Source organism: Empedobacter sp. UBA1574 (assembly GCF_002322895.1).
GTDB classification, from domain to species: domain Bacteria; phylum Bacteroidota; class Bacteroidia; order Flavobacteriales; family Weeksellaceae; genus Empedobacter; species Empedobacter falsenii_B.
The window spans coordinates 46,945-67,576 of record NZ_DCOI01000036.1 but is presented as its reverse complement, the minus strand read 5'-3'; the positions used below and the strand labels follow the sequence as shown (position 1 = coordinate 67,576).

The following is a 20,632-nucleotide window of genomic DNA, read 5'->3' as shown; positions in this document are numbered from 1 at the left end:
ATCAATACCCATAAATTCAGCAGTTAAGACAAGACTGATAAGTTCTAAATCAAAAAGTTTAGGTCTTCTACGTTGATAAATTAAAAGTGTATCTGTTGATATTTTCCGTAGAACTTCCAATATTCTTTCGTAATTTGCAAGTAAGTTGTTCATTGTAAATGTTTTGTAGTTAAAACAATTTACTGATTTTCAATCAAATGAACAACTTTATTCTTTATTAATCAAAATGCACAACGGGTTATACTAATTTTTTTCCAAAAAAATGGAAAGACAAAAAGACAGGCTAAGATAATTGTAAAGAATAAAATGTTTTTTTATACGCTCTTTGTCAAGTTGAATTCATTTCAACTTCGCATCCTCAAAGTAAAACTCAAATCAAAAAAAACTTTATACATTTACCGAAGCACTTCTCGCGACAGAAGTGCTTCTTTTTTATTTAAAATCTGACAAAACGACACATAATGGGCATTGGCAAACTATTTGATTCAATCAGAAACAAAAAAACTAATAAGAATATGTCTGACCAAAATATACACGAAGAATTAGAGAACGAGAATCTTCAAGAAAACGTTCAAGAGAGTGATAACACTGTAGAACAACCACAAGAAGAAACTGCTGGAAAGTCAGAATTAGAAATTGTTAAGGAACAATTAGCAAAAGAAAAAGACCAATATTTACGCTTATTTGCAGAGTTTGACAACTTCAAAAAACGTACTTCGCGCGAACGCATGGACATTTTCAAGACAGCAAATAAAGAAGTTATTACGTCTTTATTGCCTGTTTTAGACGATTTTGGACGCGCTTTAAATCAAATTGAAAAGTCTGGAGACGACAGCTTACATCAAGGTGTTGAATTAATCAATAATAAATTAGTAGAAACGTTACGTGCAAAAGGTTTGAAAGAAATGGAAACTAAAGCTGGAGACGATTTCAATACTGATTTACACGAAGCAATTACTCAAATTACTGCTCCAACAGAGGATTTAAAAGGAAAAATTGTAGACGTTGTAGAAACGGGTTATTTATTAAATGATGTGGTAGTTCGCTACGCTAAAGTTGTTGTTGGATTATAATTTAGATTAAGAAAATGTCATCAAAAAGAGATTATTACGAAATATTGCAGGTCGAAAGATCTGCAACATCAGAGCATATCAAGAAAGCCTATCGTAAACTTGCCATCAAATATCACCCTGACAAAAATCCTGGTGACAAAGAGGCAGAAGATAAATTTAAAGAAGCTGCAGAAGCTTACGAAGTTTTAAGCGACGACAACAAACGTGCACGTTACGACCAATTCGGACATGCAGGAATGGGCGGAGCTGCTGGCGCAGGATTCGGCGGTGGCGGCGGAATGAATATGGAAGATATTTTCTCTCATTTCGGCGATATCTTTGGAGGCGGAGGATTCGGTGGTGGATTTGGAGGTCAATCTCGTGGTCCACGTCGAATGAAAGGTTCTGATTTGCGTATTCGCGTAAAATTGAACTTAGAAGAAATGGTTAACGGTTGCGAAAAGAAAGTAAAAGTTAAACGTTTTAAACAAGCAGATGGCGTTACATCTAAAACATGTCCATCTTGTGGCGGTTCTGGACAACAAGTTCGTGTTACCAACACATTTTTAGGACAAATGCAAACTGCTACAACTTGTGGAACATGTCAAGGAGTAGGAAAAGTTGCAGACAAAATTCCTTCGGGAGCAAATAATCAAGGATTAATCAAAGTTGAGGAAACAATCGATCTTAAAATTCCTGCTGGAGCAAGAGAAGGAATTCAATTACAAGTTCGTGGAAAAGGTAACGATGCGCCTTTTGATGGTATTCCTGGTGATTTACTTGTTTTGATTGAAGAAGAAGAACACGATACATTAAAACGTGATGGAAACAACTTACATTTTGATTTGTATGTTTCTATTCCTGATGCTGTTTTAGGTGCTTCGAAAGAAATTCCGACGGTTAACGGAAAAGTGAAAATTAAAGTTGACAAAGGAACTCAATCAGGAAAAGTATTACGTTTAAAAGGTCAAGGTTTACCAGATTTGAACGGTTACGGAAAAGGTGATTTATTTGTGCATGTTAACATTTGGACACCAACTCATTTATCGAAAGATCAAGAAGCGTATTTTGAAAAAATGAGAGACGATGATCATTTCTCACCAGAACCTTCGAAAAATGAAAAATCATTCTTTGAACGTGTGAAAGATATGTTTCAGTAATTGAAAATCAAATGATATAAAAAAATCCATCTCAAATGAGATGGATTTTTTTATATTTTAAAATCTTTTAATGACTATGCGTGTTAGCTTCCCCAGCTGAACCTTCACGATCATACGAACAACAAGAAGGTAAACTTCCGTACACTTTTTCTTCTGCACGTTTATTATCAGTATCGTGTCCAACCGCTACTACAGCGTTTTCTACATCATCCACTTTACTCTTTTTTTCATTCAATATAATATGTAAATTTTGCGTATTACTATCCCATTCAGCAGATTTTACGCCTTTTACACCATAAGCCGCTCTTTCAATACGGTCTTTACATTGTCCACAATTTCCTTTAACGTGTAAATCGTGTTTCGCATTTTTATTTTGTGCTTGTGCGCTAATTCCTAAAGTCGCAACCAAAGCAAAGGCTAATAATTTTTTCATTATTTTATATTTTTTATGATTTTTATTTTAAACTAAATCTTAATCCAGCGTAATACATTTGTCCAAAAATTGGTGCATAAACAATCGAACTATCGAAATAATTTGAACCAAAAGGATTATCTGCTCCTAAAATTACGCGATGTTGTTGATAATTCGTTACATTTTCTCCTCCAATATATACTTCAAAATGTTTTGAAAAAACACGTGTAATCTGGAAATTAATTGTCCCAAATGGATTCGAATATTCATTCAACTGATTTTCTGGCAAATTATCTGATGTATTTGGTAAACGCTGTTTTCCAATCCAATTATACGTCGCATCAAAACGCCAATTTCTTCCATTTCTTTCATGTGTTTCATATTCAAGATTTGTAAAGAAACGATGCTTCGCTTGCAATGGACGTTCTAATTTTCCGTTTTCATAATCGGTTGCTATATCATAATATTTGTATGATGCTCTAATTTTGAAATGCGTAAATGGATTATAATTAAAATCGAATTGGAACGAATTTGCATACGAATCTCCTTCTAAATTATAAAACCTAACTTGGCGCGCTGAATAATCGATATCCGTCACAATTTGATTTTCGAAATCTGTTCGATAAAAATCTGCTGTAACATCAGCATTTTTTCCAAATAATTTGAATTCTTGAGTTACGCTAAATCCATAATTCCATGCAATTTCTGGATCTAAACCATATATTTTTCCATTTCCATCGCCCAAAATATTAAATTGTCTTGAAGAAGCAAATAAATTCTGATTTTCTGCAAATATATTATTGATTCGTTTTCCACGACCAACCGATGCTTTTATTGTTGTTCCTTTTACAGGTGTATAACGTGTATGCAAACGAGGTGTTAAGAAAAATCCCATTCGATTATGATAATCTCCACGAAGCCCAGCAATCATATTGAAATTCTTCATATTATCAAACGTATATTCGAAAAATGCTCCTGCAGAATTATCAATTCGATCATAATTCGCATCAATCGGAAGCGCTACAAATTCCTTGAATTTATTATACGTAAAACTCGCTCCTGTAGAGAATTTATTTTTTGTATTGCTAATAATCGAACTGAAAATATAGTTGGAATAAAAACTTTGTTGCTCAATATCATATTGATTCAATCCAAAGTAAGAATCTTGTTTATGATAGCTAAACGCCGTTTGTAATCCCATACTTTGATAAGGCATTTCTGGAAAAACATACCCAATTTTTGACGAAACATCCACACGATTTGTATTGATTTCTGACCCCCAATAATTTGTTGTTAATTTATCACGATCTTTATCAAAATCAACTTGTCCTGCTTGTTTTGTATCATTCAAATATCTTGCAGATAAAAATCCAACCCAACCTTTTTCTAAGTTTTGATATTGCCAACGATTCATCACATTAACTTGATGTCCAAGCGGATTATCTAAAAACCCATCATCGTTCATATCATTCTTCGAAACGCGTGCATTTCCATGCATAAACAAAGAAGTACTCCATTTATCATTCAATTTTTTGTTCAAATGCACATTCCCTTCGAAGCGCGAATCTGTAGAACCATAAAGATTCACAAACAACGGAATATCATTTGAAGGTTTGATTAATTCTGTATTAATCTGCCCAGAAATACTTTCATAACCATTAATCACCGTTCCCGCACCTTTCGTCACCTGAATACTTTCTACCCAAGTTCCTGGCGTAAAACTAAGCCCAAAAGCTTGCGAAGCTCCACGAACATTTGGTATATTTTCTTCTGCAATCAAAATATAAGGAGAGGTTAAACCCAACATTTTAATTTGCTTATTTCCCATTACAGCATCCGAAAAATTGACATCAATAGAAGGATTTGTCTCGAAAGATTCAGCTAAATTACAACATGCTGCTTTCAACAATTCTTTTCCAGTCATTGTCGTCATATTGGTTGCAAACTTCGATTTTTTAAGCGAACTACTTGTATCACGAACCACAACTTCATTCAACGAAGTATCCCCAAAATGATCTTTTACATTGATGGTGATATTCTGAAATTCGTCTTTTAATTCCTTAAAAGTTGTTGTTTCATTGTCATAAAAAACACCTAAAATTGAGGTTGGTTGATAATTTTCGATCTCAAAGTTTCCTTTTTCATCTGTAATAACAGTAATATCTGACGATTGCCAAAACACTTCTGCTCCAACGATTGGTTGTTGATTTTGATCTGTAATTTTTCCTTTTAAAGTAGATTGTGCGTAAGAAAACGCAGCACTTAGTATAAATACTGAAGTGAATATTTTTTTCATTTTTACGATTTAAGGCTCAATGCCTATTTATTATTGTGTACTTGTTGATTAGATTTTCATCAAATACTTTAATATTTAGATAATAGCGTATTGTTTTCTGATTAATTTAATCAAAAAATAAACGGGTATTACCCTTCGTAAAATGTTAACTGAGAATTGAGTATATAATTTGGCGGTGCATTTGACGCAACATAAAAATCAAGGAAACTAGATTGATTGCTCACCTCTTCATCTTGAATCGGAATTCTAATTTGAAGAATTTCAGAAACTATAAAACTAATCGGAATAAGTTTTTGAATTTTGACAGTTTGCTTTTCTACAAACTTATCCGAATATGAAATATCCTTACAGCAATCATCTTTTTTAGATTTATTGTTTTCCGGTAATTCGCAATGTTTTTTTTCTGTTTTTGGAGGACAACACGAAGTAGAAACTCCCATTTCGTGCGAATTATTATCCAAATGATTCAACTTCACTTGCTCCACCACTCCTTGACAAAAATGCATAGAAAATGCGTAGCTAAGATTTGAAAAAATCAAAACCACCGACAAAACATACTTTATGTAATGTTGCATTTTCATGTTGGACAAAAATAAACAAAAAATTCAAATCAAAACAAACTGAAATTTATATCATTTTCAAAGTTTCTTATAGAATTTTCAGTTTTCATCACTTTATCTTCTTGCCTGTTTGTTCGTCGGAATATTAATAATCCCAGAACCATTTACCAACGATTTATCGTTTTCGTTAACAATTTTCAAAACAACTTCAAAATTTTGCCAATCTATCCCTTGCAAAGTCACTAAACCTGTTGCTTTATCAATCGATTTTATTTTAAATCCTTTATCAGGAAAATCTTGTCCATCGACAATTGGATCAAAATCCAACCCAACTTCTGGCTCAACTTTAAAAGCAGAATCTTGCACAAATTTGTATCGATCTTTAAAACTTTGCGTCAACAATTCATTTTGCTTGATATACTCATCTTCGTTTATTTTAACAATTGTATCCATGATATAATCAACATAATTATTCATAAAATCAAGCGCAACATTATAATTAACATCCGATTCTTTAACCGAATCTTTCACTTCACTTTCAATTTTATTTTCTGTTGATGAACTAGATGAATTATTAGAATTACAACTTGTAACAAAACTTAATAATAGAATAGGAAGAATAAACTTTTTCATAAGGTTATCATTTTTTAATGATTTAAAAGTATGTTTTTTTTGATTGAAATTGAAATAACTCGAATAGTAAAATCAATCATTTTGTTAATAATCTTCTCAAAAAATAGAATAAGCGATTAAAGCCTTACGATTTTATCAAAATATACCTCAATAGTCATCAAAAATCACTAAAATTGCACTTTAAATAAGAACACACAATTAATTATGTCAGAAGATATTTTCAAGAAAGTAGTTTCTCATGCGAAAGAATATGGTTTCATTTTTCAATCGAGTGAGATTTATGATGGATTATCAGCCGTTTACGATTATGGTCAAAACGGAGCTGAGCTAAAAAATAACATCAAACAATATTGGTGGAAAGCAATGGTACAAATGCACGAAAACATTGTCGGCATTGATTCTGCTATTTTTATGCACCCTACTACTTGGAAAGCTTCGGGCCACGTTGACGCGTTTAATGATCCTTTGATTGATAACAAAGATTCTAAAAAACGTTACCGTGCCGATGTTTTAATTGAAGATCATTGTGCAAAAATTGAAGGTAAAATAGAGAAAGAAGTTGCGAAAGCTGCAAAACGTTTCGGTGATGCTTTTGATAAAGATCAATTTGTTGCGACAAATCCTCGTGTTGTAGAATATCAAAATCAAATCAATACAATTTTAGCGCGCATGGGAAAATCTTTGGAAAACGAAGATTTAGACGATATAAAAGCTTTGATTGAAGAATTAGAAATTGCTGATCCTGTAACTGGTTCTAAAAATTGGACAGAAGTTCGTCAATTCAACTTGATGTTCGGAACAAAATTAGGAGCAACAGCAGATCAAGCAATGGATTTATATTTACGCCCAGAAACGGCTCAAGGTATTTTCTTAAATTACTTGAACGTACAAAAATCTGGACGTATGAAATTACCTTTCGGAATTGCTCAGATTGGTAAAGCTTTCCGTAATGAGATTGTTGCACGTCAATTTATTTTCCGTCAACGTGAGTTTGAACAAATGGAAATGCAATTTTTCGTAAAACCAGGAACTGAATTAGAATGGTACGAAAAATGGAAAGAAACACGTTTACGTTGGCATCAAACTTTAGGTTTAGGAAATGAAAATTATCGTTTCCACGACCACGAAAAATTAGCGCACTATGCAAATGCTGCTGCTGATATTGAGTTTAAATTCCCATTCGGATTCAAAGAATTAGAAGGAATTCACTCACGTACAGATTTCGATTTGAAAGCACACGAACAACATTCAGGTAAAAAAATTCAATATTTCGATAACGAAACAAACGAATCATACACACCTTATGTTGTAGAAACTTCTGTAGGTTTGGATCGTATGTTCTTAGCAGTTTTCTCAAATTCATTGAAAGAAGAAGTTTTAGAAGATGGATCAGAACGTGTTGTATTATCTTTACCAGCTGCATTAGCGCCAATTAAAGCTGCTGTTTTACCATTGGTAAAGAAAGATGGTTTACCAGAATTAGCGAAAGAAATTTTGAAGAAATTACGTTTAGATTACAACGTAATGTACGAAGAAAAAGATACTATCGGTAAACGTTACCGTCGTATGGATGCGATTGGAACACCTTTCTGTATCACTGTTGACCACGATTCATTAAACGATAATTCTGTTACTTTACGTTACCGTGATACAATGGAGCAAAAACGTGTTAATATTAATGAGTTAGCTCAAATTATCGACAAAGAAGTCAACATGAAATATCTTTTTGAACAATTATAAAAAGAATATCTTCTCAATACAATAATACTAAAGCTCAGAAATTTCTGAGCTTTTTTTATTTTTATTAAAATTTTTAACAATTTGGCAAAGCTTTTGATTTTAATTTAGATATATTAATCTAAAAAATACAAATTATGGGCTTTATTATTAATCTTTTGGTATCAGCATTAGTTGTTTTCGGACTTGCTAACATTTTACCTGGAGTATCTGTAAAAGGATATGGTTCTGCGATTATTGTTGCACTTGTTATTGGACTTTTAAATGCTGTTGTAAAACCAGTTTTAAACTTTATTAGTTTACCTGTAACAATCTTAACATTAGGATTATTTTCTTTTGTGATTACAGCAATCATTATCTTATTAGCAAGTGCAATTATGGGAGATAGTTTCCATGTGGACGGATTCTGGTATGCATTATTATTTGGTATTGTTTTAGCAATTGTCAATTCTTTAGTTGGAGGAATGATGGGAGACTAATTTATACAGATTATTACATATAAAAAGCTGTCCAAAATTGGACAGCTTTTGTATTTTATAAAAGTTTTATTGAGGATAAAATTTTATTTGCTCAAAAATATAGTTATCATGTTTTTTAAGAAGATCAACCAATTGTTTCAATTCGGACTCTTCCCATTTATTCTGAAACATCTCATCATGAATTAACACAACTATATTATTATTTGTAAAGGTTTTATTCGATTCTAATTGATTAACAATTTGTTTATAAATCGTTTGAACAGATTGCACCGGTGTTCCATCTTTTCCATGATGCGTCCATTCCAAATCCCAACCAATAACTTTATAACCCAACTTTGCTAAACCATCAGCCGTTTGTACACCAGAAGCTCCATCATTCTTCGATTTTCCGTCCAATCTCCACATGTTTCTTCCTGGTAAACGAACAATTTTATCTTGTAATTTTAGTATCGATTGGTTTTTCAAAATATCCTCAACCGACGTTTGCTCGTTACTATAAAACTTTTTGTATTGATCATTCGCATGCGTCCAACTATGATTACATTCTTCGATGTACGGATTATCTTCGTAATATTTAAAATAATTCGTCATTGTTTTATTTTTCTCCACATGTTCTCCAACAAGAAAAACAGTCACTTTTAACTTCTCATTTTTGAAAACCTCATCAATATTTTCACTTCCATTCAAAGGCCCATCATCAAAAGTTAAATAGATATATTTCTTCACAAAATCACTCGCTTTCTGTGCAAACGAACTTGTCGAGAAGATTAATAAAAAGACACTCAAAAGTGTCATTATTCTTTTATTCCATATCATTTAAGTTAGTTTTTAATGAATTAAATGTATGAAAGAAATTCTATTTTTTATATTTTTCTAATGCTTTTTCTAACCGTGTTTTGATTCTTTTTTTCACTAATCTTGGAGCAAGAATTTCTATTTCTTCTCCAAAACCTAAAAGCTCACGTTCCAACTCAAAATTATGTACAACTTCTATCGAAAATAAAGTTCCTTCGTCCGTCACTTCCAACACTTTTTGCGTAGCATGAATTGGCTTTGTCACCACATAAGGCGCTAATTTTTTATTCACACGAAAAACAACACGCTGCTCCCTTTCTTTCACACTTTTCGTTACACCAATCGCATTGTTATAATACGTATCAAAATTAATTTCTTGCTCATCGATAAAAGGTTCATTTGCCAATTCATAAAACTCAACAATTCTATCCAAAGCCAACGTATACAAATTTTTATCTTTTCTCGATTTAGCCAATAAAAACCAGCGATTACGGTATTCTTTCAACAAATACGGATAATAAACTTGTTGTTTTGGTTCTTGATTTTTTGCTTTGAACGATTGATAAGAAATCAGCAAAGACTGCTTCTTCACAATTGCTTGATACAATCGATTCAAATGCTCCAAACCTTTTAACAATGCATTTTCCTCAAACTGAATATAATTTGGTTGTTGATGAGTTTGCTTGGATAAATTATTTTCGAGACGCGTAATAATCTCGTTCATATCATCAAAATAATTAAAACCATTCAATTGTTTCATCACCGAAATCACTTCTTTCATTTTATCTAAATCTGCAGACGAAACAGGCGAATTATGAATCGAATAATTATGATCTTCATATTCATAAAACTTTTTTTCTCGAACAACAATTGGCGCATGATAACCCAATTTATCACTTCGCATCACCTGAATGTCGCTTTGAATTGTCCGTTTCGAAACGCCAGAAGTTATTCCTTCGTATTCATACAAAGCTTCCGAAACTTTTTCTATCAAATCTTCTAATGTCCATTTTCTGAAATGATTTTGAAGACATTTATCGATCGTTTGATAACGTATTAATGCAATTTTATTGGTTGCCATGGTTGATTTCTTTGTTCAATACTACAAATTTCAAATCAAAGTACGCAATCTATTTGCGCAGAAATTTTTATTTCAAATTTTATTCAAAATATTTTCAATATAAAACCCTCTGTTAATCATCGTTTACAAATTATTTCGAAAAAATATTTTATTGCGCAATTCACTTGCACACTTCTACTCCAACTTTGTCAAAGGTTTAAAAACCAAACGATTTTAATTATTCCTTGACAAATGTTTCAGTATAGCATTGTAGTAGAAATTGTTTCATCACTTCTATTCTGAATAATTAAAATCTCCAGCGGATGGGTCGTAGGTTCGATTCCTACTTTCAGGAAACTGAAATAGCTCAGTGGGTAGAGCAATTCACACAGACTTTAATCTGTTTATCGCCCGAAAGGGTACCATTGGAAACAAAAGCTAAAAAGTTTTCTTTTCGAATAGAGAATATATTTCCTAGAAATGAATTTGAAATAAGATCAAAAACTTCTTTAAAACCTGAATTTGAAACTTTAGTTGATGATTGATTTCAAAAGTTTAAACTAAAAAATCAAGTCAAAATGATTTGAAAAAAATGATTAAAACAAGAAATCAAAATAAGCTGCTCAAACTTCAAATTCCGTTTTAAAAAAGGAAAATGATTTAGCTTTTTTAATTAAAAAATTTAGAAAAAGATTCTTCGATAAAGGAGAAATATAAAATAGTAAAAACTTATAAAAAATTAGATAATGAAAAAATTACCAATTAACAACCAAGAAATTGGAATCTATATCAAAAATAACGAAGTAGAAAAAATTTATACAAAAGGAAACTATTGGATTTTTTTTAATAAAAACATCGAAAAATTAAACATTAACGAAATAATTGATGAAAAATACTATGCAATATTTTTAGAAAATGAAACATTGAAATCGATGGTAGATTTTATCGAAGTTTTACATAACGAAGTGTTGATTATTTACAAAAACAATCAAATCTATGATTCATTTTACAATAAAAACGTGATGATTTGGAAAAATTCGACTCAATTAAAAGCTGTAAAATTTGATTTAAATTCTACTGACGAAATTAAGAATTTAACAAAAAGAGAAATAGATATTTTAAGAAAAGCTGGTGCGATTCGTATTATTTCTATTCCAACTTATCATGAAGGAATTTTATTTAAAGACAATGAATTTAATTCAGTTTTAAAAGCTGGCGAGTATAAATTTTATAACAACGAAGTTAAAATCTCGATGGTATCTTTTGATATGCGTCCGCAAACAATTGAAATTTCGGGACAAGAAATTTTGACGAAAGATAAAGCGCAATTACGAATCAATTTTATGGTAAATTATCAAATTACTGATTTGTTAAACGCTTATCAATCGAACAAAGATTTCGAAAAAATGATTTATCAAGCGATTCAATTAGGTTTGAGAGAATTTATTGGAAACATGAATTTTGATGATTTGATGTCAGATAAAAATTCGGTAACGAATTATATCATTCAAAAATATCAAGCTCAATTCCAAGAAATTGGTCTAAAATTGATTGACGCAGGTATGAAAGACATTATTCTTCCTGGAGAAATAAGAGAAATTATGAACCGTGTTTTGATTGCCGAAAAAACGGCTCAAGCTAATTCGATTACGCGTCGTGAGGAAACTGCTTCGACAAGAAGTTTATTGAACACTGCGAAATTGATGGAAGAAAACGAAACGTTATGGAAATTAAAAGAAATGGAATACATCGAAAAAATTGCCGATAAAGTGGGAGAAATCTCAATTTCTGGTGGATCGAATGTGTTAAATGAACTAAAAACATTGTTTACTAAATAATATTCTAACCAAATTATATGAAAACAACTGAACAACAAAACAAACCAATTAATGGAAATGATTTGATTGCCTTGGGTTATCCTGAGAATGAAATTTTAGGAATTGCCTTAAAAATTAACCGAAAAAGAAATGGTTATACAAAAGCCGAAATGCTTGATAAATATGCGCAAGTTTTGTCTTCGCCACAAGATTTCTTAGAAGATAAAATTTTCAAAACGCTTGCAAATGGTTTTATCAATGGAATTCATTTACCTCAACAAGATGAAAACTTAATTGAATTGAATGAAAATCCGAACGATTTCAACATTTATGGTGCAAAAAATATTGAAGATGGTGCTTTAGAACAAATGAAAGTAGCCATGAAACTTCCTGTAACAGTTGCCGGCGCAATAATGCCAGATGCTCATCAAGGTTATGGTTTACCGATTGGCGGAGTTTTAGCAACAAAAAATGCAATTATTCCTTATGGTGTCGGCGTTGATATTGGATGTAGAATGGCTTTATCGATTTATGATTTACCTGCTTCTTATTATTTTGAGCATCATGATTCGTTAAAAAAAACTTTAATAAAAAACACAAAGTTTGGTGCAGGACATGGTTTTCATGGTCAATACAAAGCCGAACATCAGATTTTGGATGATGCAAAATTCGAAACAAATTCATTTATTCAAAATTTAAAAGATAAAGCGTGGTCGCAATTGGGTTCTTCTGGAGGAGGAAATCATTTTGTAGAATTTGGTCTGATTGATTTCAAAGAAGATGATAAGAAACTGAACATCAAAAAAGGTTCGTATTTAGCGTTATTAACGCATTCTGGATCGAGAGGTTTCGGTGCTACAATCGCTGGACATTATACAAAAATTGCAAAAGAAATTTGTAAACTTCCGTATAAAGCACAAAATTTAGCTTATTTGGATTTGGATTCTGCAGAAGGTCAAGAATATTGGATTACGATGAATTTGGCTGGTGAATATGCTTCGGCTTGTCACGAAATTATTCATCAAAAAATTAAAAAATCTATCGGTGCAGAAGTTTTAGCTAAAGTAGAAAATCATCATAATTTTGCTTGGAAAGAAATTTACAACGGCGAAGAAGTCATTGTTCATCGAAAAGGTGCAACGCCAGCTTCTAAAGATGTGATGGGAATTATTCCAGGTTCTATGACTGCGCCAGGATTTTTGGTTCGCGGAAAAGGTGAAGAAAATTCTATTCATTCGGCTTCGCATGGTGCTGGTCGTCAAATGAGCCGAACACAAGCAATTAAATCATTATCACAAAACAAGATAAATGATTATTTGAACGATTTTGGAATTACATTAATTGGCGGTGGAAAAGATGAAGCGCCGATGGCATATAAAGATATTCACGAAGTAATGGCAGCGCAACAAGATCTCGTTGATGTTGTGGCTACTTTTACGCCTAAAATGGTCAGAATGGCTGATGACGGATCAAGAGAAGATTAAAAAAATGCCTGAACAAATTGTTCAGGCATTTTATATTTTATTGATTAAATCCAATCTTTTGGATGTTTTAACACGTCTACTAATCTATATTCTTCAGAACCTTCTTCTGGCTGATGATTATAATGCCATTGTACATGTTTGGGTAAACTCATCAAAATAGATTCTATTCGTCCATTGGTTTTCAAACCAAACAAAGTTCCTCTATCATGAATCAAATTAAATTCTACATAACGACCTCGTCTAATTTCTTGCCATTCCTTTTGTTCAGCAGAAAATTCATCATTTTTGTGTTTTTCAACAATCGGAATATACGCCTCCAAAAATGAGTTTCCTACTTCTGTTACGAAATCATACCATTGTTCAACTGTTTTTTCTGAAGTTGGTTTCAAGTAATCAAAGAACAAACCTCCTATTCCACGCGCTTCTTCTCGATGCGTATTCCAAAAATATTTATCACATTCTTCTTTATACTTTAAATAAAAAGCCGCATCATGCGCATCACAACTTTTTTTACAGATCGTATGCCAATGCATCACATCTTTTTCATCCAAATAATATGGCGTCAAATCTTGACCTCCTCCAAACCATTGATCGACAATATTTCCTTCTTTGTCATACATTTCAAAATATCTCCAATTTGCATGAGTCGTCGGAATATGTGGACTTGTTGGATGAATAACCAAACTCAATCCACAAGCAAAAAATTTACCCGAAGAAACATTCAAAGCCTTTTGCATGGTTTCTGGTAATTCACCATAAACCTTAGATATATTAACGCCAGCTTTCTCAAAAACAGCTCCGTCAGTTAAAACACAAGATAATCCACCACCTCCTTCTTCGCGTTCCCAATTATCTCGTAAAAATTTAGCTTTACCATCAACTTCTTCAAGTTTGGCTATAATTTTACTTTGTAAGTCTTGTATATATTGAAAAAATTGATCTTTCATCATAAATATTTTTGCAAATATAGAATGAAATCTCCTTGTGATAAAATTAGCCTTAAGATTAATAAAATTTCAAACCTTAATTTATAATTTTAAATGGTATATCAAAAATTAATCTTGCAGGTTCTCCTTTTTCAGTAAAAGTTGGAATTATTTTTTTGTTGTCTTTTTTCAATTTTAAAACATAATTCACAAAAGCCTCTTCTATAAGTAATTTTTCTGAATCATTCCCATTTATTTCTAAATCTTGAAATTCACCTTCTTTATTTATCTCAAATTTAACTTTTGCATTTACATTTATTTCATTAATTGTCAAGCCATTATTTTTTAACACCTGTTCAACTTCAAGCAATAGCTGTTTATTAAAATCCTTACTAAAACAGTCTGCTAACTTCTTTACACCTTTCTTTTCAAATTTTTCACAACCAGGATAAATCATCATCCTAGCCTTCCCTTTTTCTTGAGCAAAGACAATTGAACTAAATAATAAAAAAGTAAATAGTAATTTCATTCATTTTAATTTTTTGTAATATAACAAAACCCATATCCATTATCAGAATTATAAGTAATATATATTAAAATACAATTTTAAATAGTAAATACTTATATTTATCAAAATCAATAGAACCTTCAAAATAAACTTAATAGCATTAAAAATAAATATTTTAGCCAATTAAAATCATTTAAACGATTTAATTTTAAATCAAACCAATAGCAATCCAAAAAAGTTATTAACAATATTATTCACAAAAGAAATCTTTCTATACCTTTGCAGAAGAAATTTTATAAAACAAAATATAAATGTCACAAAACGGAATTCCATCGGTTAATTTAGCAGACTTTTTATCTGATGATCCAGCAAGAAAACAAAAATTTGTCAACGAAATTGGACAAGCATACGAAGAAATCGGATTCGTTGCTTTGAAAGGACATTTTTTATCTGACGAATTAGTTGAAAATTTATATAAAAGCGTTCGCGAATTTTACGCTTTACCTACAGAAACAAAACAAACTTATGTAGTAGAAGGAATTGGTGGTCAACGCGGTTATACAGCTTTCGGAAACGAACATGCTAAAGGTAGAACTGTTGGTGACTTGAAAGAATTTTGGCATTTTGGACAGTATTTAACTGAAGAAGATAAAGCGAAATACAACTATCCAGAAAATGTTGATGTAAACGAAGTTCCAGGTTTTAACACTTATGGTGAAGAGACATACAAACAATTAGAAAAAACTGGTGTTTACGTTTTACGTGCTTTGGCTTTATTCTTAGGTTTAGACGAGTTTTACTTTGATGATAAAGTGAAAAACGGAAACTCTATTTTGAGAGCAATTCACTATCCTCCTATCACAGAAGAGCCTAAAGATGCGGTTCGCGCAGGTGCTCACGGAGATATTAACTTGATTACATTGTTAATGGGAGCGCAAGGTCGTGGATTACAAGTGCAACGTCACGATGGAACTTGGGTTGATGCTATTGCTGCTGACGACGAATTGGTGATTAATGTTGGTGATATGTTATCTCGTCACACAAACAACAGATTGAAATCTACAATTCACCAAGTGGTTAATCCAGAGAAAGAATTATGGGGAACATCTCGTTTTTCTATTCCATTCTTTATGCATCCAGTTTCTGAAATGGACTTATCTGTTTTAGAAGATTGTGTAACAGAAGAAAATCCAAAACAATTTGAAGATATTACAGCTGGGGATTTCTTAACTCAGCGTTTAAGAGAAATTGGTTTAATTAAATAAGCCATATTTAATCTATTATTTCATAAAAAAGAGAGTTGATTTTCGTCAACTCTCTTTTCTTTTACATTCCTCTTACGTACATGTTGTAGTTAAAAATATCCAAACACAACAAGGTGTATTTATAATCATTTTTATTGATATCCACTTCCAAAACTGGATCCGAATTATAAAATCTAATTTTTAGATTATCATTCTTATCCAATAATAAATAAATGGAAGAAATCGTTGGACGAATATCATTCATCCAATTTCTCAAAGATTCTTTTGAATCTTTAATCAACTCAAATTTTTGAAAATATTCTTGAAAAAAATTCTCTAAACGTTGCACTTGTGTCAAACGATCCAATTCGCGATATAAATCAATAAAAACACATAATTTTTCGCGCTTTGGACAAACACACGGATACGGATGTTCGCCATTATAAAGCCATCTCTGCCACTTTTTACACGACGTTTCTTCTATCGCTTTCTCAAATTCGTCTTCGTACTTTAAAAGCCACCAATTCATGCGGCAAATTCGTAAATTACCTTTTGATAACTGCAAAAGCTCGTCTATATAAGCGCTAACGTTTAACATCAATTAAAAATTTGAGTCTTGCTAATTTACAACTTTTCTGATTGAATTTTAATGTTTTAATAATAATTTTTCAAATTTTAGAATCTTAAATTGCTCATCAAACAAAACGTTATAAAAGAACATTTTTTCCTTCATCGTTTTATTTTTCATTTGCACATTTCGAACTGGAATTAAGACGTTAAATTGAAATTCTCTATCCTTCTCAAAATGATTAACAGCCGCATAATAAATCAAATTGTACCACGAATCGATTGGTGCATAAATCCCATAAAAGTCAGGATATAACGCATCTGCTTCATCTTTGTAAACATTGGTAATCGAATAATTATCAATCTCAAATTTCGAAACGCATTTATAGGTTGTTAATTTAGAACAAATTGAAGTGTCTTGTAGATATTTCGCCGAATCTAATTTCAGCCCAAATTCGTCCATTTTATAATCTTCAAACTTATTAATCGTAGGATCTACCACAATTTTTTTGTTCGGAAATTCTAAACTTTGTTTTTGGATATCTTGTAAAATAGTATCGTAAATTTTTGTTCGAATTTGATTTGGGTTAACATTTTGCGCATCAACAAATAACACAATATGTAAGGAAAAAACCAATAAAAAAAGTCTCATTTTGGCGTTTTGGTTTAAAATTTGTTTAAATTTATGAAGTCTTTACGATTCAAAAATCAAATTTAGTTGAAAAGATTTCAAATCTTATCATTTCATCATATTTTCGTAAACAAATAGTTAAAAAGGTGTTAAAGTACGCTTTCATACAATTACACTTTAACTATTATTGTTTATTTTTAACAAATTAATACAAAGTTTAATATCCGACAACAAACGTTTATTATAAATATTCTCTATAACTATTATAAATAAAATCTTTTACAATTTTTCCAAACAAGACATAAAAGTTAGACATTTGCAGTGTCAAATAATTTATTCATAGATAGTAAGACAAAGAGTAACAACGAGTATAACGAAATTGATTTATGAAGTTTGGAATTACTCGCACTCTTTTTACTTTTTAGAGTTTTTTATAGTAGTTTAGGTTGGTTAGTAATCCGTTCACTTTGAACGGATTATTTTTTTATAGCTTATCAATAAAAGCTTTCAACAAATTATATACTTTTTCAGAGGAACTCAAATCCAAACTTTCAGCTGTATCATTGGGATCATGATAAAAACCTTTTCCTCCTAATGTGTAAATAAAAAACGACGGAACACCTTTCAAATAAAACGGACAATGATCGGAATTACACGATTCTCCTCGAATTTTAACTTCTTTTAGGTATTTATTTGTTTGATTGAATTCAACTAATTTTTCAAATTGATTTTTAAAAACTTTACCATTCACAACTTGAATTCCTTGATCGCCCGCTCCCATAATATCTAAATTGACTAAAAATTTGATTTGATTCAATGGAAAAAGAGGATGATTAACATAATAATCTGCGCCTAAAATCCCCGCTTCTTCACCTGCAAAAGCCATAAAAACTGTTCTATAATTAGGCTGATGTTTTGAATAATACTTCATCAGCGCCATCATCATTGCAGTTCCGCTCGCATTATCACTCGCTCCAGGAAAAATAGTTTGTCCAACTTTCCCTAAATGATCATAATGAGCAGAAATCACAATTACGCTATCATTGTTCTTTCCGTCAATGTAACCAATTATATTATTTGCTTCGAATGAATTATTTAACTCTGAATCAATAGAATAATCGTTTATTTTTAAATTTTTAGAATAAAATTTATCCGAAATAATAAATTCTGAAATAGAAGATTGTCGTTGACTAAGACTTGAAGTCAATTTATCTGATGTAAATCTAAAAATCGCTCGATTTTTATTTTCATTTTTCTCATAAATATTCGCCCATTGTTTGTAATATTTCTGAATAGAATCTACAGAAGTCACTAAAGGCGGCAAAATAATATGTTTTCCTTTTTGCGATTCATCATCTTTCACAATAAAATCCCTCGTTTTATCTTTCGACTGAAAAGATTCCACATAGGCTTTTGTGTCAAAAATATAAAAAGGTGAATTGGTTTTCGAAATTGATTTAGAAATTGGTTTTACAATAAAATCAATTCCATATTTTAATTCTTTTCCATTAATTTTCAGTTTTGCATCTTTGATAATATTAATCGGAAAAGTAAATGTTTGATTATAACGATTAGAAAAAGACTTCAATCCATTTTTTTGAAATTCGTTTTGTAAATAAATTCCAGCATTTGTCATTCCATTTTCTACATAACCTCTGCCAGCAAACGAATTTGACGTAAGCGAATCTAAAATTGATTTAAAATATTTTTGATCAAAGGTTTGCGCATTTCCGATTGTAATTACAAAACACGAAATCAAACCAAATAATATCATTTTATTCTTCAGCATTTTAATCATTTTATTCTTCAAAAAATATTCTATTCTAAGATAATTATCATTTTAACAAAAAAAATCAATTATCTATATTAAGTCAATAACAAATTTAAAAAATCTTTAAAAAGTAAATCAAATTAATACTACTATAAATTTTATATCTTGCATTATTAAGTTATCATAATAAAAACAACAAATCACAAATTAAATGAAAGAAGTCGTAATAGTTTCAGCTGTTCGTACAGCAATGGGATCTTTTTTGGGAAGTTTATCTAACGTTCCAGCTACAGATTTAGGCGCAACAGCTATTAAAGGAGCTTTAGATAAAATCAACTTAGATGGATCTTTGGTTGATGAAGTATATATGGGAAATGTATTGCAAGCTGGTGAAGGACAAGCACCTGCTAAGCAAGCAATGATAAAAGCAGGTTTACCAAATACAATTCCTGCAACAACGGTAAACAAAGTTTGTGCCTCTGGTATGAAAGCTGTAATGTTTGCTACACAAGCAATTCGTTTAGGTGACGCAGATGTTGTAGTTGCTGGAGGAATGGAAAACATGTCGATGGTTCCTTTCTATTCACCAAATGCAAGAACTGGAAATAAATACGGAAATACTGTTTTGTTAGATGGAATTGTGAACGATGGTTTACAAGATTACTACAGCAAAGAAATGATGGGACTTTTCGGAGATACTTGTGCAACTGAGTTCAATATTTCTCGTGAAGAGCAAGATGAGTTTGCAATTAATTCTTACAAAAAATCTGCTGCTGCTTGGGCTGCTGGAAAATTTGACAACGAAGTTGTTCCTGTAGAAATTCCTCAACGCAAAGGAGAACCAGTTATTTTTAAAGAAGACGAAGAATATAAAAATGTAAACTTTGATAAAGTTCCAGGTTTGCGCGCTGTTTTCTCTAAAGACGGAACTGTAACTGCTGCAAATGCTTCTACAATTAATGATGGAGCTTCTGCTTTAGTATTAATGTCTTTAGATAAAGCAAACGAATTAGGATTAAAACCTCTTGCAAAAGTTATTGCTTATGCTGATGCTTCTCAAGAACCTTCAAAATTTACAACTGCACCAGCTAAAGCGGTTGAAAAATTATTGAAAAAAGCAAATATGACAGCTGCTGATGTTGATTTCTGGGAATTTAACGAAGCGTTTTCAGTTGTTGGAATTGCAAATACTAAATTATTAAACCTTGATGCTTCTAAAGTCAATGTAAATGGTGGTGCGGTTTCTATTGGTCATCCACTTGGAAATTCTGGATCAAGAATTTTGGTTACATTATTAAATGTTTTAGAGCAAAACGGAGGAAAAATTGGTGGTGCAGCTATCTGTAATGGTGGCGGTGGAGCATCTGCAATGATTATCGAAAAAATCTAATTTTAGATCAAATACACGATGAAAGCGTCTAATCTGTAGACGCTTTTTTATCTTTTGAAATTAAAATACTTGTAAAAAATCTGAAAAACATTCGACATTTATTATAATTG

Annotated in this window: 19 protein-coding genes and 1 pseudogene; 8 read left to right on the top strand and 12 right to left on the bottom strand. The window is 31.3% G+C overall.

The genetic code is table 11. The features are described 5' to 3' along the window. Positions 1-153, bottom strand: a pseudogene (locus B3578_RS14440) (IS982 family transposase); the annotation flags it as partial. A 362-nt stretch (positions 154-515) separates the two neighbouring features. Here B3578_RS14440 and B3578_RS12305 point away from each other — a divergent pair. Both B3578_RS12305 and dnaJ read left to right on the top strand, forming a co-directional pair. After that, positions 516-1,073: a nucleotide exchange factor GrpE gene (locus B3578_RS12305; protein ID WP_286495822.1), complete on the top strand. Its 558-nt coding sequence runs from the start codon at positions 516-518 to the stop codon at positions 1,071-1,073. 14 nt (positions 1,074-1,087) lie between these two features. Further along, a complete protein-coding gene (gene dnaJ / locus B3578_RS12300) occupies positions 1,088-2,212 on the top strand; it encodes a molecular chaperone DnaJ (RefSeq protein ID WP_286495821.1) in 1,125 nt (374 codons plus the stop codon). 67 nt (positions 2,213-2,279) lie between these two features. On the opposite strand, the gene B3578_RS12295 is transcribed toward dnaJ, so the two are convergent. The 4 genes from B3578_RS12295 to B3578_RS12280 form a co-directional block, all read right to left on the bottom strand. Beyond that, positions 2,280-2,645 (bottom strand): heavy-metal-associated domain-containing protein, encoded by a 366-nt coding sequence (locus B3578_RS12295; RefSeq protein ID WP_221856639.1) that lies wholly within the window; start codon positions 2,643-2,645, stop codon positions 2,280-2,282. 22 nt (positions 2,646-2,667) lie between these two features. Further along, positions 2,668-4,920 (bottom strand): TonB-dependent receptor, encoded by a 2,253-nt coding sequence (locus B3578_RS12290; protein WP_286495820.1) that lies wholly within the window; start codon positions 4,918-4,920, stop codon positions 2,668-2,670. 128 nt (positions 4,921-5,048) lie between these two features. Beyond that, the gene (locus tag B3578_RS12285; RefSeq protein WP_125349052.1) at positions 5,049-5,495 is read right to left on the bottom strand and encodes an HYC_CC_PP family protein; all 447 of its coding nucleotides are present in this window, start codon (positions 5,493-5,495) and stop codon (positions 5,049-5,051) included. Between the two features lie 99 nt (positions 5,496-5,594). Continuing rightward, positions 5,595-6,113 carry a hypothetical protein gene (locus B3578_RS12280; protein ID WP_286495819.1) on the bottom strand — a complete coding sequence of 173 codons (519 nt, stop codon included), beginning with the start codon at positions 6,111-6,113 and terminating at the stop codon, positions 5,595-5,597. Between the two features lie 204 nt (positions 6,114-6,317). On the opposite strand from B3578_RS12280, the gene B3578_RS12275 reads away from it, so the two are divergent. Continuing rightward, the gene (locus B3578_RS12275) at positions 6,318-7,853 is read left to right on the top strand and encodes a glycine--tRNA ligase (protein WP_219035232.1); all 1,536 of its coding nucleotides are present in this window, start codon (positions 6,318-6,320) and stop codon (positions 7,851-7,853) included. 134 nt (positions 7,854-7,987) lie between these two features. Next, complete coding sequence (locus tag B3578_RS12270; protein ID WP_135836756.1) at positions 7,988-8,329, top strand: phage holin family protein; 342 nt, start codon at positions 7,988-7,990, stop codon at positions 8,327-8,329. Positions 8,330-8,395: 66 nt separating this feature from the next. Here the strand turns inward: B3578_RS12270 and B3578_RS12265 are convergent, their stop codons facing one another. Next, on the bottom strand, positions 8,396-9,145 hold the full coding sequence (locus B3578_RS12265; protein ID WP_286495817.1) for a polysaccharide deacetylase family protein: 750 nt from the start codon (positions 9,143-9,145) through the stop codon (positions 8,396-8,398). A gap of 40 nt (positions 9,146-9,185) precedes the next feature. Then, on the bottom strand, positions 9,186-10,205 hold the full coding sequence (locus B3578_RS12260; RefSeq protein WP_188319801.1) for a helix-turn-helix transcriptional regulator: 1,020 nt from the start codon (positions 10,203-10,205) through the stop codon (positions 9,186-9,188). A 725-nt stretch (positions 10,206-10,930) separates the two neighbouring features. Between B3578_RS12260 and B3578_RS12255 the strand changes: the two genes are divergently transcribed. Continuing rightward, positions 10,931-12,022 carry a slipin family protein gene (locus B3578_RS12255; protein ID WP_291049077.1) on the top strand — a complete coding sequence of 364 codons (1,092 nt, stop codon included), beginning with the start codon at positions 10,931-10,933 and terminating at the stop codon, positions 12,020-12,022. Positions 12,023-12,039: 17 nt separating this feature from the next. Beyond that, positions 12,040-13,485 (top strand): RtcB family protein, encoded by a 1,446-nt coding sequence (locus B3578_RS12250; protein ID WP_291049074.1) that lies wholly within the window; start codon positions 12,040-12,042, stop codon positions 13,483-13,485. A gap of 44 nt (positions 13,486-13,529) precedes the next feature. Here B3578_RS12250 and hemF read toward each other — a convergent pair whose 3' ends face one another. Both hemF and B3578_RS12240 read right to left on the bottom strand, forming a co-directional pair. After that, positions 13,530-14,432, bottom strand: a complete 903-nt coding sequence (gene hemF, locus B3578_RS12245; protein WP_291049071.1) for an oxygen-dependent coproporphyrinogen oxidase — start codon at positions 14,430-14,432, stop codon at positions 13,530-13,532. A 76-nt stretch (positions 14,433-14,508) separates the two neighbouring features. Continuing rightward, complete coding sequence (locus B3578_RS12240) at positions 14,509-14,940, bottom strand: hypothetical protein (protein ID WP_291049067.1); 432 nt, start codon at positions 14,938-14,940, stop codon at positions 14,509-14,511. A 290-nt stretch (positions 14,941-15,230) separates the two neighbouring features. On the opposite strand from B3578_RS12240, the gene B3578_RS12235 reads away from it, so the two are divergent. After that, on the top strand, positions 15,231-16,184 hold the full coding sequence (locus B3578_RS12235; protein ID WP_291049064.1) for an isopenicillin N synthase family dioxygenase: 954 nt from the start codon (positions 15,231-15,233) through the stop codon (positions 16,182-16,184). A gap of 61 nt (positions 16,185-16,245) precedes the next feature. On the opposite strand, the gene B3578_RS12230 is transcribed toward B3578_RS12235, so the two are convergent. The 3 genes from B3578_RS12230 to B3578_RS12220 all read right to left on the bottom strand — a co-directional run bounded on the left by B3578_RS12230 (position 16,246) and on the right by B3578_RS12220 (position 19,150). Next, positions 16,246-16,692, bottom strand: a complete 447-nt coding sequence (locus B3578_RS12230) for a hypothetical protein (protein WP_291049061.1) — start codon at positions 16,690-16,692, stop codon at positions 16,246-16,248. A 117-nt stretch (positions 16,693-16,809) separates the two neighbouring features. Continuing rightward, positions 16,810-17,382, bottom strand: a complete 573-nt coding sequence (locus B3578_RS12225; RefSeq protein ID WP_125349041.1) for a hypothetical protein — start codon at positions 17,380-17,382, stop codon at positions 16,810-16,812. Between the two features lie 463 nt (positions 17,383-17,845). Continuing rightward, complete coding sequence (locus B3578_RS12220) at positions 17,846-19,150, bottom strand: M28 family metallopeptidase (RefSeq protein ID WP_291049058.1); 1,305 nt, start codon at positions 19,148-19,150, stop codon at positions 17,846-17,848. Positions 19,151-19,343: 193 nt separating this feature from the next. Here B3578_RS12220 and B3578_RS12215 point away from each other — a divergent pair, with 193 nt between their 5' ends. After that, positions 19,344-20,522 (top strand): thiolase family protein, encoded by a 1,179-nt coding sequence (locus B3578_RS12215; RefSeq protein WP_115001279.1) that lies wholly within the window; start codon positions 19,344-19,346, stop codon positions 20,520-20,522. Positions 20,523-20,632: the final 110 nt, after the last annotated feature.

Bases quoted from the DNA above. Each gene is read 5' to 3' on its own strand.
- B3578_RS12285 (WP_125349052.1), bottom strand. From the start codon at position 5,495: ATGCAACATTACATAAAGTATGTTTTGTCGGTGGTTTTGATTTTTTCA.
- B3578_RS12280 (WP_286495819.1), bottom strand. From the start codon at position 6,113: ATGAAAAAGTTTATTCTTCCTATTCTATTATTAAGTTTTGTTACAAGT.
- hemF (WP_291049071.1), bottom strand. From the start codon at position 14,432: ATGAAAGATCAATTTTTTCAATATATACAAGACTTACAAAGTAAAATT.
- B3578_RS12295 (WP_221856639.1), bottom strand. From the start codon at position 2,645: ATGAAAAAATTATTAGCCTTTGCTTTGGTTGCGACTTTAGGAATTAGC.
- B3578_RS12255 (WP_291049077.1), top strand. From the start codon at position 10,931: ATGAAAAAATTACCAATTAACAACCAAGAAATTGGAATCTATATCAAA.
- B3578_RS12260 (WP_188319801.1), bottom strand. From the start codon at position 10,205: ATGGCAACCAATAAAATTGCATTAATACGTTATCAAACGATCGATAAA.
- B3578_RS12235 (WP_291049064.1), top strand. From the start codon at position 15,231: ATGTCACAAAACGGAATTCCATCGGTTAATTTAGCAGACTTTTTATCT.
- B3578_RS12290 (WP_286495820.1), bottom strand. From the start codon at position 4,920: ATGAAAAAAATATTCACTTCAGTATTTATACTAAGTGCTGCGTTTTCT.
- B3578_RS12215 (WP_115001279.1), top strand. From the start codon at position 19,344: ATGAAAGAAGTCGTAATAGTTTCAGCTGTTCGTACAGCAATGGGATCT.
- B3578_RS12220 (WP_291049058.1), bottom strand. From the start codon at position 19,150: ATGCTGAAGAATAAAATGATATTATTTGGTTTGATTTCGTGTTTTGTA.
- dnaJ (WP_286495821.1), top strand. From the start codon at position 1,088: ATGTCATCAAAAAGAGATTATTACGAAATATTGCAGGTCGAAAGATCT.
- B3578_RS12250 (WP_291049074.1), top strand. From the start codon at position 12,040: ATGAAAACAACTGAACAACAAAACAAACCAATTAATGGAAATGATTTG.
- B3578_RS12275 (WP_219035232.1), top strand. From the start codon at position 6,318: ATGTCAGAAGATATTTTCAAGAAAGTAGTTTCTCATGCGAAAGAATAT.
- B3578_RS12225 (WP_125349041.1), bottom strand. From the start codon at position 17,382: ATGAGACTTTTTTTATTGGTTTTTTCCTTACATATTGTGTTATTTGTT.
- B3578_RS12270 (WP_135836756.1), top strand. From the start codon at position 7,988: ATGGGCTTTATTATTAATCTTTTGGTATCAGCATTAGTTGTTTTCGGA.
- B3578_RS12265 (WP_286495817.1), bottom strand. From the start codon at position 9,145: ATGATATGGAATAAAAGAATAATGACACTTTTGAGTGTCTTTTTATTA.
- B3578_RS12240 (WP_291049067.1), bottom strand. From the start codon at position 14,940: ATGAAATTACTATTTACTTTTTTATTATTTAGTTCAATTGTCTTTGCT.
- B3578_RS12305 (WP_286495822.1), top strand. From the start codon at position 516: ATGTCTGACCAAAATATACACGAAGAATTAGAGAACGAGAATCTTCAA.
- B3578_RS12230 (WP_291049061.1), bottom strand. From the start codon at position 16,692: ATGAATTGGTGGCTTTTAAAGTACGAAGACGAATTTGAGAAAGCGATA.